This window comes from Ferdinandcohnia sp. QZ13 (assembly GCF_031324165.1).
Taxonomy (GTDB): Bacteria; Bacillota; Bacilli; order Bacillales; family Bacillaceae_L; genus Ferdinandcohnia.
In genome coordinates, this window is the sequence record NZ_JAVIVW010000015.1 from 1597246 (window position 1) to 1615839 (window position 18594).

Annotated in this window: 13 protein-coding genes; 1 reads left to right on the plus strand and 12 read right to left on the minus strand. The window is 42.1% G+C overall.

The window, feature by feature from the left end:
* Window positions 1–385 precede the first annotated feature (385 nt).
* The 11 genes from RGU12_RS21775 to RGU12_RS21825 form a co-directional block, all read right to left on the minus strand.
* Window positions 386–1357 carry a Gfo/Idh/MocA family protein gene (locus RGU12_RS21775; RefSeq protein ID WP_309537938.1) on the minus strand — a complete coding sequence of 324 codons (972 nt, stop codon included), beginning with the start codon at window positions 1355–1357 and terminating at the stop codon, window positions 386–388.
* Between the two features lie 156 nt (window positions 1358–1513).
* Window positions 1514–2938, minus strand: a complete 1425-nt coding sequence (locus RGU12_RS21780; protein ID WP_309537939.1) for a S8 family peptidase — start codon at window positions 2936–2938, stop codon at window positions 1514–1516.
* A 232-nt stretch (window positions 2939–3170) separates the two neighbouring features.
* Window positions 3171–4445, minus strand: coding sequence for a group II intron reverse transcriptase/maturase (gene ltrA / locus RGU12_RS21785; RefSeq protein WP_309535409.1), 1275 nt, complete (start codon window positions 4443–4445; stop codon window positions 3171–3173).
* Between the two features lie 578 nt (window positions 4446–5023).
* On the minus strand, window positions 5024–5152 hold the full coding sequence (locus tag RGU12_RS21790) for a YwzD family small protein (protein WP_262983931.1): 129 nt from the start codon (window positions 5150–5152) through the stop codon (window positions 5024–5026).
* A 131-nt stretch (window positions 5153–5283) separates the two neighbouring features.
* On the minus strand, window positions 5284–5649 hold the full coding sequence (locus RGU12_RS21795; RefSeq protein ID WP_309537940.1) for a hypothetical protein: 366 nt from the start codon (window positions 5647–5649) through the stop codon (window positions 5284–5286).
* 144 nt (window positions 5650–5793) lie between these two features.
* Entirely contained in the window at window positions 5794–6870 is a 1077-nt protein-coding gene (locus RGU12_RS21800) for a YecA family protein (RefSeq protein WP_309537941.1), read from the minus strand.
* A 535-nt stretch (window positions 6871–7405) separates the two neighbouring features.
* A complete protein-coding gene (ltrA, locus tag RGU12_RS21805) occupies window positions 7406–8689 on the minus strand; it encodes a group II intron reverse transcriptase/maturase (RefSeq protein WP_309534225.1) in 1284 nt (427 codons plus the stop codon).
* A gap of 530 nt (window positions 8690–9219) precedes the next feature.
* On the minus strand, window positions 9220–13755 hold the full coding sequence (locus tag RGU12_RS21810; protein ID WP_309537942.1) for a LysM peptidoglycan-binding domain-containing protein: 4536 nt from the start codon (window positions 13753–13755) through the stop codon (window positions 9220–9222).
* 554 nt (window positions 13756–14309) lie between these two features.
* Window positions 14310–14480 carry a YvrJ family protein gene (locus tag RGU12_RS21815; RefSeq protein WP_116352074.1) on the minus strand — a complete coding sequence of 57 codons (171 nt, stop codon included), beginning with the start codon at window positions 14478–14480 and terminating at the stop codon, window positions 14310–14312.
* A 183-nt stretch (window positions 14481–14663) separates the two neighbouring features.
* Window positions 14664–14879, minus strand: coding sequence for a DUF2922 domain-containing protein (locus RGU12_RS21820; protein WP_309537943.1), 216 nt, complete (start codon window positions 14877–14879; stop codon window positions 14664–14666).
* A 36-nt stretch (window positions 14880–14915) separates the two neighbouring features.
* The gene (locus RGU12_RS21825; RefSeq protein WP_309537944.1) at window positions 14916–15146 is read right to left on the minus strand and encodes a DUF1659 domain-containing protein; all 231 of its coding nucleotides are present in this window, start codon (window positions 15144–15146) and stop codon (window positions 14916–14918) included.
* 259 nt (window positions 15147–15405) lie between these two features.
* Between RGU12_RS21825 and RGU12_RS21830 the strand changes: the two genes are divergently transcribed.
* Window positions 15406–17229: a putative bifunctional diguanylate cyclase/phosphodiesterase gene (locus RGU12_RS21830; RefSeq protein ID WP_309537945.1), complete on the plus strand. Its 1824-nt coding sequence runs from the start codon at window positions 15406–15408 to the stop codon at window positions 17227–17229.
* A gap of 458 nt (window positions 17230–17687) precedes the next feature.
* Here RGU12_RS21830 and RGU12_RS21835 read toward each other — a convergent pair whose 3' ends face one another.
* Complete coding sequence (locus tag RGU12_RS21835; RefSeq protein ID WP_309537946.1) at window positions 17688–18224, minus strand: glycerol-3-phosphate responsive antiterminator; 537 nt, start codon at window positions 18222–18224, stop codon at window positions 17688–17690.
* Window positions 18225–18594: the final 370 nt, after the last annotated feature.

Below are 18594 nucleotides of genomic sequence, written 5' to 3' on the forward strand. Positions count from 1 at the left end.
ATTGTTGTCGTAAACTTTGTTGTTTTTGACACAAATGATTTCCGCTGCACTTTGAAAATTCTCCCTTGAATTTGCACCGCACGACGAAAATGAAAATTCATTTTCGAGGAGGTGGACGCTTTCCGAGGGCGTGGCTTGAGCCTCCTCGTCGCTAATCGCTCCTGTGGGGTCTCAAGTCTCACGGTTTTCCCGCAGGACTTTGAATTTCTTCCTTGAAATTACCCACGCACGAAGAAAATGCGAATGCATTTTCGAGGAGTCGCCACCTTACGCTTCAATCAATAGTATTGTTTTATCCAATAGCAAAAGTCCTTTAGAAAAGAGCCTAAATTAAAAACAAGGAAAAAGAGGAAGGAACGAAAAAAGCCAACCCAGGGGTTGACTTTTAATTACGAGCAGACGCAAGCGCCTGTTCAATTACACGCATATTTTTCGATGTTTCTTCGACGCTGTACATCGGCTGTTTGTCAGAAAGAATACATTCTGCAAAATGCTCTACTTGAAGCTTGTACTGGTCACCTTGAACCGTTTCTTCACGTTGGCCAGCTTCAGCATTCACAACAAGTACTCCATTTCCACCTTCATTATCTGGACGGAATGCATGCTTGGCTAAAATAGAGCCTTTTGTGCCAACAATCTCATAGGAAGCTTTAAAGTTTTGCTCAAAGCTCACATCGAAATTGGCAATCACACCACTTTCAAACTTCAATGTACCCGCTACAGTAATATCAACATCATGTGTCGGATGAAGATTTGCTGCTGCTTTTACCTCAATCGGCTCTTCGCCTGTAATCAAGCGACTCGCATGAATGCAGTAACAGCCCACATCGTACAGCACACCGCCGCCAAGTTCTTTTTGCATCTTGATGCTTCCAGAATCTAAATCATGTAGGAAGGAGAACGTCGAACGAATTAGTTTCACATCACCAATTTCACCAGAAGCAATGATTTCCTTCACACGGTTATGCTGAGGATGGAATTGATACATAAATGCTTCCATAAATGTGACATTATTTTCTTTAAAAGCTGCCGACATCTCTTCAACGTCTTGTGATGTCAAAGCGGCTGGCTTTTCACAAAGTACATGCTTGCCATGCTTCGCTGCTTCAATCGCCCATTGTTTATGTAATTGATTTGGAAGTGGAATGTACACGGCGTCGATTTCAGGATCATTTAATAAATCTGTATAGGATTCATAATGCTTAGGAATGCCTAGTTCTGCGGCAAAATCCTTCGCTTTTCCGCTCTCACTCGCAACAGCCACGACCTCTGCATTATGCGCACGCTCCATCGCTGGAATCAATGTATTTCTCGCAATTTTCGCTGTAGATAAAACACCAAAACGAACCTTTGTCATCGGAGTTCCTCCTATTTGTTTAGATACTCAACAAATCTATATTCTCATATTTTAGGAGATTATGAAAGGGCTTTATATTGTAGAATTATTATAATGAGGGTAACATAATAATAAAAAACAAACCTAGCACAGGCTAGGCTCGCTCCCATCAAAAGATTATTTTAACGCATCATATGTATCTAAATGTCCGTTACCAAAAAACTGTTTGTCACTGCCTTTTACAGGGTCAACCGCCTTTTTATAAAGAAGGTTTTGAAGCTTAGCTGGTGACATTTTTCCATACTTATCAATCAGTAACGCAGCAACTGCGGAGACCTTTGGCGTTGCCATTGACGTACCAATTGACCAGTACCACCCACCATCTTCACTTGCACTTAAATTGAATTCAGTTTCAAACAGACGTTTTGCAAGGTATTCATTGAATCTACCTTCAGCTGCGTATTGGTCATATAATCTCGCATCACCGCCAACTGCTGCGATATCAATAAAGCCTGGGCCGTAGTTAGAATAGCTAGCAAACTCATCATTAGGTCCAGTTGCTGAAACAGTTACAACTCCTGGAAGGGTACCAGGAACTTCAAAGCCTGCCCCGACAAAATAAAGTCCATCTCCGGCATATTCGCTATTCAAGAAATCCATAACTTCTTTCTTGTTTGTCGCATTAATTCCATCATTACCGGCTGCCACTACAACGAGCGCTCCCTTGTTCGTCGCGTACTCAACAGCACGTTTATATCCTATAAAATCAGCAACGTCATTTCCTAGTTTTTCCTTCTTGCCGGTTACCGGGTCCACATAAAAAGTTTGACCTATAACGTCAAAACCACCTAAGCTCATTGAAATAACATCGACTCCATCATTTGCCGCTGCAATCATTGCATCGTAAATCCACGCTGATTCAGCAGAACTATTACCGAATACACGATACGCACGGATGCCCGTATCAGGAGCCACTCCTAGCATTGCTCCATTTCCTGCAATGGAACCTGCTACATGGCTTCCATGTCCATGGCGGTCATCAAACGTAGCAGAATCACCTGTTTCAGCAGGCTCTGTTCCTTGGAATCCACCAGCTGGAACAAAGTTCTTAGAGCCAGGTAATAGGTTCTTGACTAAGTCAGGATGATCCCGGTCGATACCTGTATCAACGATTCCAACAACCACATCATGTGAGCCCGTTCCTAATTCGTAGCTGGCACCATCATTTGTGATGCGGTGAATATCCCATTGTAAATCCCATAATGCCGCATCGGCAGGATTTACATGACCAGCATTAATTCGCTGTGATTCCGGAAGATTCCAGGAAATCGACGGATTGGCTACACTCACTCCTGTGATTCCTCTTAGCTTTGAAAATGAAGCCGTTGAAGCTTTCACCTGTGCGAAACCAATTTCCGGAACGGTGTAAACGACTTCGCCGCCAAATTTGCTAACCTCCTTAGCAAAGCTAGCAGGAATACTGTTCTTATTGAACAGTACCGAGTAATACTCCGTCTGAACATCTTTACCAGCTGCAGAAACAGACGGTAGGAAGCTCAGTAAAAGAGCCACACTGAGTAAAACTGCAAATACTTTTTTCATCAAACTCCCCCTCATAAATGTTGTTTGGAGATATGGAGCCTCCAACACACATATATTTAGACGAGTCTTTTGCCAATCCTCTACCTTTCGTTCATCAAATAATTACAGGAATACCCATAGGCAGTCGAATTGTCGGGGGTTATGTTAGAGAAATCGAGTAGAGGGGAAAGTTAAATAGCTTTCCTCCCCTCTCACACCACCGTACGTACGGTTCCGTATACGGCGGTTCAATTTATATTACAGTGTGTACTTTTAGATAATAATCTAGGGTAAAGGGAATACCCCTTTGCTTTAGACGTTTATTGGATAATGCTCTATGGACTACCTTCGATAGTCCAATGAAACGATAGCCTTTTCGGCAATATGTTAAGCCTTTTGCCTCCTCTTTGGGTATACCCAGCCGAACAAGAGATTTAATTCGCTTCCTGCTGTTCTTCCATTGCTTCCAAATGATTACTCGTAACCTAGAACGAAGTTTTGCGTCTATTACTCTAAGCACTTTCTTCATGTTGGCTATCTTAAAGTAGTTGACCCAGCCAAAGATAACTTGTTTCAGTTTAACGATTCTTATATCTAATGAAATGCTCCAGCTCCGTTTCGTTAGTTGTCTCAGTTTCCTTTGGAATTTCTGAATCGATTTCCCATGTGGTCTTGGTTGAAATTTCTTCATATTGAAATCATAATAAAAGCCGAACCCTAGAAACTTCGTTTCAGTGGGACGAGAGATTCTACTCTTTTCTACGTTCACTTTCAGCCCCAATTTCTTCTCGATAAATGTTTTAATGGAAGTTAGCACTCTGTTCGCTGCTTTTTCGCTTCTTACAAAAATGAGACTATCATCTGCGTATCTAACGAAACGCAGTCCTCTTGCTTCCAGTTCCTTATCCAGTTCGTTTAACATAATGTTGCTTAGAAGAGGGCTGAGATTCCCTCCCTGCGGTGTTCCAACTGGCGTATCCTCATATTTACCATTGACCCTCACACCACTTACGAGATATTTCCTTATGAGGGAAATTACATCCCCATCTTTTATCGTATGGGATATGATTCTCATCAATTTGTCGTGGTGCACTGTATCAAAGAATTGCTCCAGGTCAATATCTACTAACCACTCATATCCATCATTTAAATATTCAAGAGCCCGAATAATTGCCATTTCGCAACTTCTTCCTGGTCGGAAACCGTAGCTGTATTCGCTGAATTGCTTTTCAAATATGGGACTCAGTTTTTGGCTAATTGCTTGTTGTACCACTCTGTCAACAACTGTTGGGATACCTAATTTGCGCATTTTTCCATTCTCTTTTGGAATCTCTACTCGCAGTGCTGGAGCTGGTTGGTATTTCCTTTTTCGGATTTGAGAACGAAGTTCATCCTTATGTTCTTTCAGGTATTCCTTCAATTCATCTATACTCACACCATCTACTCCACTTGCACCTTTCTTGCGGTATACACGCTTATAGGCTTGGTTCATATTTTGGTTGCTTAAAATTTCTTCTAAAAGTTCCACACTCGTTTCTTCCTTTCCTCTCATGTGACGAAAAGACACTTCACTTTTGAGTATCCTCTGAGATACGCTCATACTTTCCTCATTAACACATTCTGAAGTATATCTTCCGTGCATTCATGGTGTAGAAACACTATAAATTGTTCAGCCCTTCATGTTTTCATCACTACTATGGCTTCGGCTGACTTCTCACGGTAAACCTTTTTCGACCAGCTTTCTTTATAGGGGACTCCTCAGCTGTCCGTGAGACCTCCCAGGGTAAGACAAACTATCTTTCCTCTTTTACTCGCCTGATTTACTCGATAGGATTACGCACATCTTTTTGGACTTTGACTTGTTGTGGAGCCTTATCCTCCTATAGAGCCTTGGTATCAGATTTCTGTTCGTCGAGCCAAGATTTTGATACACGCTTCCTTCAGCACTTACCTCGCGGTAAGCACCTTGCGCTTCTCTAGTGGTTGGTCGATGTGTACCCCCACAGTGGACTTTCACCACCTAGATAGTCGCCATGCCTGGCGCACACACAAAAAAGCCAGAGATTTCCCTCTGGCTCCTGACTACAGTTTTTTCGGTACTAGATTTTAAGCGGATTGACACTCTTTCAATCTACCAATAAGGTCTTGCATAACCTCTTCTGTGGTAATCGTAGATGTATCTTCTACTTTTTTCTGAATATCAATCATTATTTTTAAAAGTTGCTCGGCACTCATTCTTTTTACCTACCAATCTTATTTTCCAATTAAAATCCATTTTACACTATTCGCTAAATTTTGCAAAGGAAAATTGTTACAAATTACCGACAAAAAACCCCCAACTATATGTTAGGGGTTAAAACGTGGATTTATTCCATTGGTTCTCCTTGAAATCCAGCGAATTTTCCATTCGTAAAGCCTGCGAATATTACATCTCCATTTTCATGAACAAATGGAACTGCGACGATTGTTAAAATGCTTCCTTCAAAAGGCATATGGACAACCATTACCTGATCCGCTCCAGCAAATACATAGCCCTCTTTTCCTATGTCTGCCTTCACTTTCTTAAACTCAGTTAATTTCAACGTGTTCGCAACAACCTTGTTGCGCTCCGCTCCTTGCAAATAGGTCACACCACATTCACAATCATCCCCATGTGCAAATGCGGGGTTTCCAGGCAAAACAAGCATCAACAATACAACCAGTACACCTAAAAATTTGACCATTTTCTTCATTCTAAATCCTCCCTTTCGTAGCTTCATTGTTACAAATTACACAGGAATCCGACAAATTCCTTTATTTTCTGTAAAAATGAGTCGGAAGACGGAGTTGTAGTTCTTTTTGCTCATAAAAAAAAACAACCCAGCAAGTGGGTTGCATTATTCTTGATCAGCAAATTCAACACTATCGACATGTGCCTTGTATTTCACAATTTCCTCACGAAGGATTTTCTCGAGTTCCTTGAATTTTGATGAAACACTGCTTGGTGATACATCATATTCTTCCGCAAGCTCTTCATAAGTAGAAGTGCCTTCATATGGATAAGTTTGTTCAACCATATACACCAATGCCGCTTCATAAATTCCCGTTTTAATAATCCTTGGATTTTTACGCTCACAATACATATGCCACAATGAAAGACCTATCCCAATAATGTCTTCATCGTAATCGTACTCCTTCATCCGAATCTGGAACATTTCGGCGACCTCTCGCTGTTTTGGCGTCTTCCATTGATAATCCTCTGCCGTTACATTCGCCTTTCCAAACATAAACACCATAAATACATTAATAAATTCATGTGACATAAAATCAACAGGATTGCTCTCTCCACTCTTTTCAAAGAGTTCAAGAATCATGTTTCGCATATCTCCCGCAAATTCCGTTGGTAACTCAAGAAATGTTGGGAAAAAGATGGAGTTCGCTCCAGCAGGCAACAGCGTTCCGAACACAAAATAACCTGCTTCTACTTCCGTCTCTGTTTCATAAATCCGCACGCGGTGTTCGATTTCCGTAAAAATATCACATACCGTCATATAGGTTCCCCGCTCATCCACCTCAGTTACCGTGTAGGCAGACGGTCGCGCTGCCTTCCATTTCTTTAAAAGATCGCGCGTACGTGGGCGGCTACATTTCGGACCATATATATCAACATACTCTTCTAGAATCGTTTTCTCCTCTAACGGAATCGAGCTAACCACCCAAACGCGTGAAAAGAATGAGAATAAATCATACACATCCTCTGGAAGCTTATCAAAAATTTCCGCATACTCTTCCAAAACGTCATCTAAAACCTCTTCGTACATATGAAATGCGTACTGAAACATATCATGCTGAATATCGTTCAGTTCATTTTCTACGACTTCATCGATTGAAACAACCGCAGACCGGCCACAGCATTTTTTATATTTCTTTCCACTCCCACATGAACAAAGATCGTTCCGTCCAATAACCTTCAAATCATTCACCCTTCTCTTCTATCTATGACACTATCATATCATAAATCCTTGTAAAATAATGTGATTGGTAACATTTTGCAGAAGGGGAATAAGATCTAGACACGGGTTTGCATCTTTTTGCTGGGATTTGCGTCGTTGAATCGGGATTTGCGTGTATGGGCACGTATTTGCGTCGTTCCTTACATTTTTGTGTCATGTCAACCTACACATTTTTGCGTTTACCTCACATATTTGCGTCGATTCACTCATATTTGCGCAGCCCGACAGATACTAGTTCGATTTCATCCATATTCCCGACGCTCACATTTATCAACAATACAGTCACTAATCCAAATTACTATCACTATCCAAGAAATACTGTAATTAATCTCAATTTACTGTCACTATCCGAAAAATACTGTCATTAACCTCAATTTACTGTCACTATCCAAGAAATACTGTCACTAACTAAAAGTCAATCGAGTAGGAGGCACTTTCGTGCCGTCCTCTCACACCACCGTACGTACGGTTCCGTATACGGCGGTTCAATTTTATACTAAGCATGTACTTTGTTATAATGTTCCACGCATGAGATTAGTCCAAATTGGGCTAATCTCTTATTCGTTATTGTTGTGGTAAGTACCCATGAGTAAGCGATACGTACTATTCCTTTACTGGTGTGGCTATATTTATAAGCATTATATTTGTTCATTCCCAGTTTAATTAAATTCTTTCTACGGTTTTTGGCTGTTTTCCATTTCTTCCAAATACACATCCGTAGTCTAACTCTTGTGTGGGAATCTATTGTTCCCAACAGCTTTTTCATATAACCAATTTTGAAATAGTTTATCCATCCTCGTATTACTTGGTTGACTCTTTCAACCTGATACTTCGTATCAACACTCCAGTTTTTCCGTGTTAATTGTTTCAACTTAAACTTGAAGTTTTCTACTGACTTTTGATGTGGTTTTGCTTTGTACAAATCCATTTGATAATCTTTGAAGAAACCGAATCCTAGAAATTTCATGGAGGGGTCATTTGGCCTTGTTACTTTCGTTTTACTGGCATTAACAATCAAGCCTAGCTTCTCTTCTATAAACCTTGTCACTGACCTCATCACTCGTCTCGCAGCCATCTCGCTTTTGACCATAATAATGCAGTCGTCCGCATATCTGACGAAACGGAGACCTCGTCTTTCAAGTTCCATATCCAATTCATTAAGCATGATATTGCTGAGTAAGGGTGATAAGTTTCCTCCTTGCGGAGTTCCTATAACTGTTTCTTCATAATCTTCATCTATTTGTACCCCACTCACTAAAAACTTACGAATGAGAGAAATGACGTCACCATCATCTACTGTTTTTGATACAAGATTCATTAGTCTATCGTGATTGACCGTGTCGAAGAAACGTTCTAGGTCAATATCTACAATCCAATCATGACCCTCATTTAGAAATTCTAGAGCTTGTAATATAGCCATCTCTGCATACCGTCTTGGTCTGAATCCATAACTATATTCACTAAATTGCCTATCAAATATAGGTGTAAGTACTTGTGCAATTGCTTGTTGAATGACCCTGTCTTTGACCGTTGGTATTCCTAAAAGTCTAACTCCGCCATTTGGTTTAGGAATCTCCACTCTTAATACGGGAGAGGGTTGATATTTTCTTTGGCGAATTTGTAAGATGATTTCATCCTTATTTAATGCCATATATGCCCCCAATTCATCTACAGTCATTCCATCTATACCAGCTGCACCCTTATTCTTTTCCACCTGCTTGAATGCCAGGTTAAGATTATCCCTGTTTAGGATTTTATCAAGTAGTTTTCCTTCATACATGCTTGTTATTTCCTTTCTGTCTCGTGAAGGCGGTATCCACTTTGTCGCGATGTGCCAGTGGTCTATTTCCTCTTCCAATTGAGATTTCTATAACGATAAAATTGTTCAGCCCTTCGCTCCTTCTAACTTTCATTAGACATCTTCACTACTACGGCTTCTGCTGACTTCTCACCATCCAGTCTTATATCTCTATAAGATTTTGGTATAGCTTAGTGAGACCTCCCCAGTTAAGGTACGAACTCTTTCCCTCCATCTATCTGCCATATTTACACCGTATGATTACTGTAGCTATTGGACTTTAACTTCTTGTGCAGTCTTATCCTCATACGTTGCCTCCTATATGGTTTCTGTTCGTCAGACCGGAGGTTTGCCGTGAGCTTCCTTCAGATTCCACGTCTCCATGGACACCCTTGCTTTTAGCTATGTGCTTACCGCTACAAGGTCGCACTCGGGACTTTCACCCGTTAGAGTTCGCCCATGCTGGGCGAACACAAAACCCGAACGCCACAAAGACATTCGGGTTCCACTACCTAAACCGGTATCTTCAACGTTTGTCCAATACTTAGGATGTCACTTGTTAAGTTATTTGCCGTTTTTATGTTGGCGACGGTGGTGTTATAGCGTTTGGCAATTCCGTATAGGGTATCACCTGAAGCGACGGTATGCACCACAACATTTGTTGGCACTTTTAATACTTGTCCGACGTAAATCATGTCTGTTGTTAAGTTGTTTGCATTTTTGATAGCGGTCACGGTGGTATCATTTTTAGTAGCGATTCCAGACAATGTGTCGCCAGCCACAACCGTATAATTCATGGTATACACAGGTGCTGGCGGAGCCGGCGGTGTTACGACACTCACCGATTCATTCGTTGGCACCCGCAATACCTGTCCAACATACAACGAATCCGATGTTAGACCGTTTTCCTCTTTTAACTCGCTCACCGTTATATCATTGCGGTTCGCAATTACCCAGAGCGTATCGCCTGCAACAACTGTGTACGTTTTATAGTTCTGAACTGGTCCAGTGTATACCGGTGACACAACAGGTACGGTGTTAGGCAATGTTGTTGTGTAGCTGTTCCAGACACTTTTGTTTTCCTGGCCAAGGCTCCAGTTTCCGACCCCACGAAGATTGTATTTGCCGACAAGCCCAAGCTTTGCCTGAATTGATTCGTCATTTTCAAACCAAATCGTGTAGGTTCCTGGTGAAAGTGCAGCTCCACTTACAAATGTCACCGGATCACCCTCTTTAATCGTTACAATTGCTTTAGGCGTTTTGCTCACCTCATCAAACACAACGGTTCCGTTATAGCGATCAATCAACGTCTGGACCAGAGTGTTTGATATGCCATAGCCACCATAGCTTTGTCCTTCCATCCAATAGCGTCCAAAATGCGCGATTCCAAGGACAATTTTATCCGGTGCGACATTCTGCGCCAACGCGTACTGAACTGATTTTTCCACCCACGAATAGCTCGCAACCGAGCCAGGGTCGCCACCCTGATAGCTCTCGTCATACGCCATGATCATGAGATAATCTGCGTATTTCGCAAGATTTGTATAATCGTACGACCCGTGCCACCCTGCATTCCAACCATTCGGATTCGCCGCAACGGCAACGGAAACCTCCTTTGTTGGCGGTATCTTTTCACGCAGCAGCCGAACGAATTCGGTATAGTTGGCGCGGTCCGCATCGGTCACATTTTCAATATCAACATTGACTCCATCCAGATTATAACGTGCGATGGCATCGGCAACTTGCTGGGCCGCAAGCTCCTTGTTCGCAAGCATCGCCCGGCCCACATCACGGTTCCAGTGATTACTTAAAAATGGAACAACGCGTATTCCTTGTCTATGCATCGTCTCGATAAAATTCGGGTCAACCTGATAGGTGAGCTTCAGTGTTCCATCCGCATTGATATCAAAATAGCTTGGTGATGCAATATTCACCGCATGCCCTGTGGAATTTACGGTATTTACATATTGCTTTGTGTTGCCAAAGTACATATACCCTAAATTGACAACCTCGCTCGCTGTAATCGGCAGCCGTAATGTTTGGTTCGGCTGAAGTACGTCACTCGTCAAATTATTCAATGTCATCAATGAATCAACCGTTGTGTTATAGCGCTTCGCCACACTATACAAAGTATCACCTTGTGTAACGGCGTACGAACTCATCGAAACATTGGTAACCTCGCTCGTATTTCCAGCGACATCGGTTTGCGTAACAGATGCCGACGCAACGCTAGAAGCCTTGTCGACATATACATCCACTGAATAGTATCCATTTCCATCTGCATTTGCGATTCGTGTCACAAGTACATTTTTATCCGCATCAAAAAGGGAAACCTCAACCTTTGCGTTCGCCTCAGCCGTTCCAATCACCGTATAAATGTACTGCAGGTTTTCATAGCGGAATCCATTCTTCGTTGCGACCGCATTTTCAACGACTGTATCCTTCTGAATCGTCAACGCCTCTGCAATACTTCGATTCCCCGCTCGGTCCGTTTGTCGCGCTTCAAAGGTCAACGGTCCATCTTTCAGCCCCGACAGATTCAAATTGGCGCCGAACGTACCGTTTACAACCTGGGCAGTTTGCGTCACCGTTGTCGTGCCATCGCTGACAACCATCTCAATGGTCGCACCTTCTTCGACGCTAGAGCCCGTAATAGTAAAATTAGACTGGTTGCCGCTGTTCACATACGTTGGCTGATTCGTCACCACCCCGGCCGGTGCTGTTGTATCTTTTTCAAGCGTAAAGCTTTGCGCTTCACCCACGTTTCCAGCATTGTCAGTCGCACGGAATGTAGCGGTCAGCCCCCCATCCTTCAACGTACTCAGGTCAAAAATTTCCTCAAATCTGCCTTCGTCATCCGTTTCTACCGTTTTCGTGACTACATTGACGCCGTCCGAAGTTTCGATCACAACTGTACTATGTGGTTCGACGACACCACGAATGGGGTAAACCAACACATTATCCGAAAAAATGGGCAGCGGCGTTTCCAACTGGATCGCGTTAGGCCCCACTGTATCCTTGACCAGAGTCTTTGTGACTGCTGGGCTTACATTTCCCGCTCGGTCGACCTGGGTCAATTCAAACGACACATCTCCATCTGAAAAAGCGGTTAAATCAACTGGAACACGGTACTCACCATTTTCATTTGGGATTGCAGTCACCACCTGTTCCTGACCATTTCCGTTAAAAATCCGAATTCGGAGATCTGAATGTGCTTCGGCTTTCCCGTTTAGCTCGTAGGTCGCTTGATTTTCACCAGTAATAAAATGATTGTTATTAAAAATCGGTGCAGTAGGTGCTTTTGTGTCTTTTTCAACTGTTATATTACTAACATTACTTGTGATGCCGGCTGCACTTGTTTGAAATGCAGAGACGGTCAAATTCGTGTCCAACATGGCACTCACATCAATGGCGGCATTGTACTCCCCGTTTTCATTCGCAGTTGTTGATGTGATGATATCTGGATTCACCCCATCAGACACTGTGATATCAACGGTCGTACCAGGTTGCGCCATTCCAAAAATGTGATAGTTAGTTGCGGTCAGACTGTTGATGATCTCTGTATTTCTAATGACTGGGGGTGCAAGGGTTGTTTCCTTGATGAGAGTTGCGCGCTCGACATCACTTTGATTTCCATGCTCATCAACTGCACTCGCTGTGACAAAAATTTCCCCATCATTCAAAGCGCGAAGGTCCACATTTGTGCGGAACTCGCCACTTTCGTTCGCCACAGCCTCAACCGTCATTTCCGGATTCACTCCATCTGATAACACAATTTGGACGGTCGAGCCTGGGTCTGCTATTCCAACCAATGTGTAGTGGTTGGCGTTTTGTGTGGTAATGGTTTGCTTTGTGTCTAGGACAGGCTCACCCACGATCGAATCCTTTGTAACGGTAACTTGTGCTGGTGTTGAACGATTTTGAGCTTCATCGGTTGTGGTTGCAGTGATGGTGATTACACCGTCATTCAAACCAGAAAGATTAAGAGCAGCCTGGAAAGTGCCATTTTCATTCGTTGTAATTGTCGATTCAATTGCCTGGTTTAGACCATCTGTTGCGCGAATGGCAATTGTCGCATTTGGCTCAGCCGTTCCTGTGAACGTATAATTTGCTACATTTTTACCGGTGATGTCTTGTAATTCCTGAAAAATGGGTGCCACCACTGTGGTATCTTTTTTCACCGTTAACTTCGTCATGCCACTTTCGTTTCCGGACGAAGCAATGGCTTTCGACGTAATTGAGATTGGACCGTCTCGCAATTTGCTGAGATTCACAAATGTATTAAATTCGCCTTTTTCATTCGCAAGCACTTCCGTCGTAATCGGTGCATTGACTCCATCGAAAAAGACGACTTGGACTTGCGATGCAGGCTCAGCTGTTCCTTTCACCGGATAGGCGGCAGCTGATTGGCTATTGATAATCTGTGTAGTAACCAAAGTTGGCGCTTTTAGGTTAATTGCGGGAGTTTCCTGTATAGGCTCTTCTGGTGTAGTAGGAGCTACCTGCTCACCAGGAATCGTTAGCACCTGGCCGATAACTAAATTTGTCGTTGTTAAATGATTCGCAGTCTGAATCGCATCGACGGTTGTACCAAACCTTTGCGAAATGCTATATAACGTGTCACCTGCAGCAACTGTATAGGTCGATGTGACAGGTGTTGGTTCCGGAGTTGGCGTTGGATTTGTCGGTGCAACCACAACTGGTTCAGCTTCACTGCCGGGAATCTTCAGCACTTGCCCAATGTTTAGCACATTAGACGTTAGGCTGTTGAGCGCTTTTATCTCATCGACTGTCGTGCCAAATCTTGTGGATATCCCATACAACGTATCACCCGCGGCAACTGTATATGTGAATGTTTCTTGTGTTGGAGCTGGTGTTGGCGCGGTTTCCTCCACTGGCTGTGGCGCAGGTGTTGCCTGCAACAGTGGAATCCGTAATTTTTGCCCAATCATCAGCATGTCTGATTTTAATTGGTTGGCTGTACGGATTTGGTCAACCGTTGTGTTATAACGTTTTGCAATATTGTAAAGCGTGTCGCCTGAGGCCACCGTATAGGTGAAAAACGGCAATTTCAGTTGTTGACCCACAAACAGCATATTTGACGTAAGTCCGTTCACTTTTTTAATCGAATCCACTGACACATTGTAGCGCATGGCAATCGAGTATAGGGTATCGCCCGCTTTTACCGTGTATATGTCGTTGACTGCTTGGGTTTGACCACTGATGGTTTGCGCTCCAACGTTAGGGGCCGTCGCTCCTAAATAAAAAGTCGTAACCAGCATTGAACCCGCTAGCACCTTCGCAACCCTAATCGGCAGATGTGGGAATTTATGTTTAACGAGCTGGCGAATTTGTGTATTCAGGTCCTTTTTTTTGTGTTGAAAATACCCGCCAAACTCGGATGCAAATTCTGTCATTTGTGAGTCCAAGAAGACCACTAGTGTATATTCATCTTTATTTTTCACAAGCTTATATCCTTGAATTTCCAAAACGGAACACCTCATTATCCAATCTTTGGTCTTAGTTTCTCACCTTCCTTTTTATTCATTCCTTTTTTAGACATGAAAAAGCACCCGACTTCCTAAGTCAGGTGCCACAATTTTTACGATATACTTTTCTTTGTCTCATACGGTGGGTCGGCCTTCATGCTTTGCGGCAGCATTTGAATCGAGTCAATGACACTATCAAGCTTCGTTTCGATCCGGTGCAAAAGATAGAATGTCACGACGACTGGAAAACCAACCTCTTGAATAAAAGGCAAGAACTGTTCCACCAAAACTCCTCCTTCCATATCAAATACGCCTTGGCGTATTTGCGCCCAGATTTTTTTCGAGCTTGCTCGAAAAGTTTCCTCTAAAAATCTGAGGCATCCGCCGGAGGCTTATAACTTTATTCATTTTTTTAATGAATAAAGTTATAAATAAAGCCAACTCCCTAGAGAGTTGGCCCATTCTCATTACATTTCTACTGTTGCAACATTTCGCTCGACTACGCGTGCGCCTTTTTTCTCCACAATCGCACCACCAGGTGTAAGAAATACATTTGTTGATACGATAAGATCCATTGCAGCGGAAACCGCTCCTGCATCAACAGGTTCAATTGGATTTTCAATGGAAATAGTTGTTGTCTTTCCATCCTCATTTTTAAATTGCATTTCCAGTGTTTTTGCCACTTTTCAGTCCCCCTTTCTTTAAAATTTCTTTAAAGCTTACTGTCCTTCATTAGCTAGTGAATAGCTATCATTACGCTCCAATGTGACAAGCGGTAATGTTTGAAGCTTTTCAATTGAAATAGCTACTGAAAACAAATCTTCAGCTGTGACAAGTGGATTGATGTTGTTGTAGTTTTTGTTTTTATAAGTCATCTTGCCTTTGTCATCAATCCCGTTTTCAAATACAAATCGTAACTGTGTACGTTGAATATCCTGTAAAACTGCCATGTCCCTCACCTCCTTTACACCTATGTTATAGAGAGGTAAGGGGCAAAAAGGGGCATCGTTTTTGAAAAAAAGACAAAAAAAATACCTCCAAAAAGGAGGTTCAACAAAAATATATAAACAAAGGGGGGGAATACATTATTCATCGTTGCCAGATCTCAACCATCTTATACGCAAAAAAGAAAAAAATATCTGAGGTTCCAATATTTTCACCACAATGGCTCATACTAATCGTATAAGTTGCATTTGCCGAGGTGTACGTATGATTTCAACCTTTATATTAAAATATACAAACTCCCTCATCACCTTCCAACATATTAGAGGAATGAGCCTAGTAATCCCAGATGACGGCTTTTTTTCTAGTAGTATCTTTTTGCCTTTCCTTTTATTGAGTATGTTCTTGTGTACGTTCGTTGCGATTCTCGGCAATCGGTATCAGCGAAAATTAAATAGGCAAGAGCGCTATTTTCGCCCTCTCTACGATTTAAACCCAAGCTCGATTATTATGATTGATCCGAACGGATTCATCATTGATATAAACCCAAGTTCAGAAAAACTAGCAGGGATGGAAAAAAGGGATATTATTGGCTTACATTTTACTCATTTTCTACCTGAACATGAGCTAGAAGTAACAAAACAACGATTTGAAAGAGTATTGACGGGAGAGGTTGTGGAATATGAGGTTCAAATACATAACTCCAAGGGCGACTTGATTGATGTATTTGTCCGGAACATCCCCATTATAGTAGAGAATAAGATCCATGGAATCTACGGGATTATGATGAATATCACCAAGGAAAAGAGAAACTTGGAAAAAATCCACTTCATGGCCTACCATACACCTCTCACCAATTTACCGAATAAACGGAAGCTAAGTGAGGATGTGGCCAAAAATATCGCGAATGTAGTTCCTTTTAGTCTCATTTACCTTGATTTGAATGAATTTAAAAAGACCAACGACCGGTATGGACACCTAGCTGGAGATGCAGTTCTAACGGAGGTTGCCAAACGTCTCAGAGAAGTAGACAACCAAGGTGTTGCATACCATATCGGTGGCGATGAATTTGCCGTGACTCTTCCCTTGGTGCAGCATGATGCAATTGAAAAAATTGCATGGGCCATCGCTGATGAAATCTGCCTCCCTATTACCTATCAGGAGTTTACCTTAGAGGTTTTTGCAAGCATCGGAATTGCGCGTTTTCCGTTTGACGCCAAAACCATTGAGGAATTACTACAAAAGGCGGACCTTGCGATGTATGCATCTAAGGAGCACGGTCGGGGTCAGCTTATTTTTTATCATGATACACTTTTAAAAAAGGTTGAGGAACGCTTTAAGCTTGAGCAGGATTTAAAGGAAGCTCTTGAAAAACGGGAATTTGAAGTATATTTTCAACCACAATTTGAAATCCAAACAGGAAAATTTCGCGGGGCTGAAGCTTTATTACGTTGGAATCACCCTGAAAAAGGAGTGCTTGGGCCGGACGTTTTTATCCATGTACTTGAAGATACTGGTCTGGTTGTGGATGTCGGTGAATGGGTTATTACAGAAGTGTTGGGATTGATTTATTCGTGGACCGAGGCAGGCTATGAGTTTGAGCATATTTCAGTGAACCTGTCGCCAAAGCATTTTGAAAAACATAGCTTGTGTCATTTTATAGAGGAAGTGAATAAAGAACACACCACCTGCCTTCATCGCTTAGACATCGAGATAACCGAAAGTGCTTTGATTAATTTGGAAAGATCGATTGATTCCGTTCGCGAATTGAAGAAACTTGGGATTAGCATAAGCCTTGATGACTTTGGCACCGGCTATAGCTCCTTAAGCGTTCTTCATCAACTACCCATTGACTGTTTAAAAATTGACCGTTCTTTTATTCGAAATTTTAATTCAGATTCCAAAGCTCTCATTCAAATGATTATTCAAATGGCCGATAACCTAAACGTCAAAGTCGTCGCCGAAGGTATCGAAACAAAAGAACAACTCGCATTTCTCATCAACCAAGGCTGCACCTACGGCCAAGGCTACTACTTCAGCAGGCCCCTCCCCAAAACCGAATTCGAAGAAAAATGGCTAAAGGGACCATAGGGACGGTTCATGTGGTCCCTTTATTGGCTGGGACCACAGGCAAGGGGCTACAGGGACGTTCCTGTGGCCCCTCTATTTAAAAATGTCCGCGTGTAATTCCGATTACAAGAAGAGATGTGACAGAAGCTTCAACCAACCAAAAAACGCAATCCAAAGCGGAATACTCAAGGTCGTTCCCCACACCATACCAACCGCTAATTGATTCGGATTCTCTTCCATCACTTCGCCTCCTCACACTTTCTTACCTATATTATAACGAAATAATGACAACGCTTACACATAAACTTCCCAACAAATTATGCCAAATTGTATCAAAAAAGAAGAGCCTTGGCGTGTTTGTGCCCGATTTTAGGTCTACACGAGGTGGGTCAAATACGTTGCGATAGGATTTGAAAACTTTTTTATCCGCTGGAGGCATTAACTTTATTCAGCAGAAATGGGTGATCAGCTGAATAAAGTTATACCCAAAGCTCCCTTTTTGACGTAGTGATGGCAGTAGCACCCGCTTCAAGCGCCTTTTGCACTTCCTCTTTTGTCCGAATCAGGCCACCTGCAAGCACCGGAACATTCAATCTTTCTTTCACCTCTTGGATCATCCACGGCATTGCTCCTGGTAGCACCTCAATATAATCAGGTTGATTTTTTCCAATGAGCTTATAGCTTTTTTCAAGGGCATGCGTATCAATCAAAAACATCCGTTGTATCGCGAAAACTCCCTTTTGCTTCGCCTTTTGAATCACACTTGATTTCGTCGAGATTAACCCATACGGCTGAAATTCCTGGCAAATAAATTCCGTCGCATACTCATCACTTTTGATCCCATGTACCATATCCACATGAAAGATCATCTTCTTCCCATATTCATTGGCCAGCCTCTTAATATTTTTCAACTGAGCAATGTGAATTTCCGTAAAAATCCCGATTTCATATTTACTTTTTAAAAAATACTCGAATTCCTTCATCGTCGTCGATGCGGGCAAAATTTGTTGATCCACCTGACTCCCCTCCATCTCTAAATACCAGTATACACTTTCGATTACAAACAAAAAAAGAGCCCCGCTCACCATGAGCAGGGCAAAAGAGAAAAAAGTCTACAGGTAAAATATATAGTCAAATGTAGAAAATCCCCATTCTCTACATTAACTAACTAGAGTATGACTGGTTATAATACCAATCTAGTATTTTACTATATTTATATAGTACCAATGTATTACAAATTTGTATATTGGGAAAATCGATGTAAAAATATAGCGATTATTAGCACTTTTTGAAGGCAACTTTCCTAAAACGGGCCTTTTTTAGCGCTTTTTGTCTAAATTTGACCAAAATAATTTAATTTTTTTCTACACGATTCCACATTTTTAT

Coding starts and splice junctions, on each gene's coding strand:
- RGU12_RS21780 (WP_309537939.1), bottom strand. CDS start 2,938: ATGAAAAAAGTATTTGCAGTTTTACTCAGTGTGGCTCTTTTACTGAGC.
- RGU12_RS21795 (WP_309537940.1), bottom strand. CDS start 5,649: ATGAAGAAAATGGTCAAATTTTTAGGTGTACTGGTTGTATTGTTGATG.
- ltrA (WP_309534225.1), bottom strand. CDS start 8,689: ATGTATGAAGGAAAACTACTTGATAAAATCCTAAACAGGGATAATCTT.
- RGU12_RS21790 (WP_262983931.1), bottom strand. CDS start 5,152: ATGAGTGCCGAGCAACTTTTAAAAATAATGATTGATATTCAGAAAAAA.
- RGU12_RS21775 (WP_309537938.1), bottom strand. CDS start 1,357: ATGACAAAGGTTCGTTTTGGTGTTTTATCTACAGCGAAAATTGCGAGA.
- RGU12_RS21825 (WP_309537944.1), bottom strand. CDS start 15,146: ATGGCAGTTTTACAGGATATTCAACGTACACAGTTACGATTTGTATTT.
- RGU12_RS21830 (WP_309537945.1), top strand. CDS start 15,406: ATGATTTCAACCTTTATATTAAAATATACAAACTCCCTCATCACCTTC.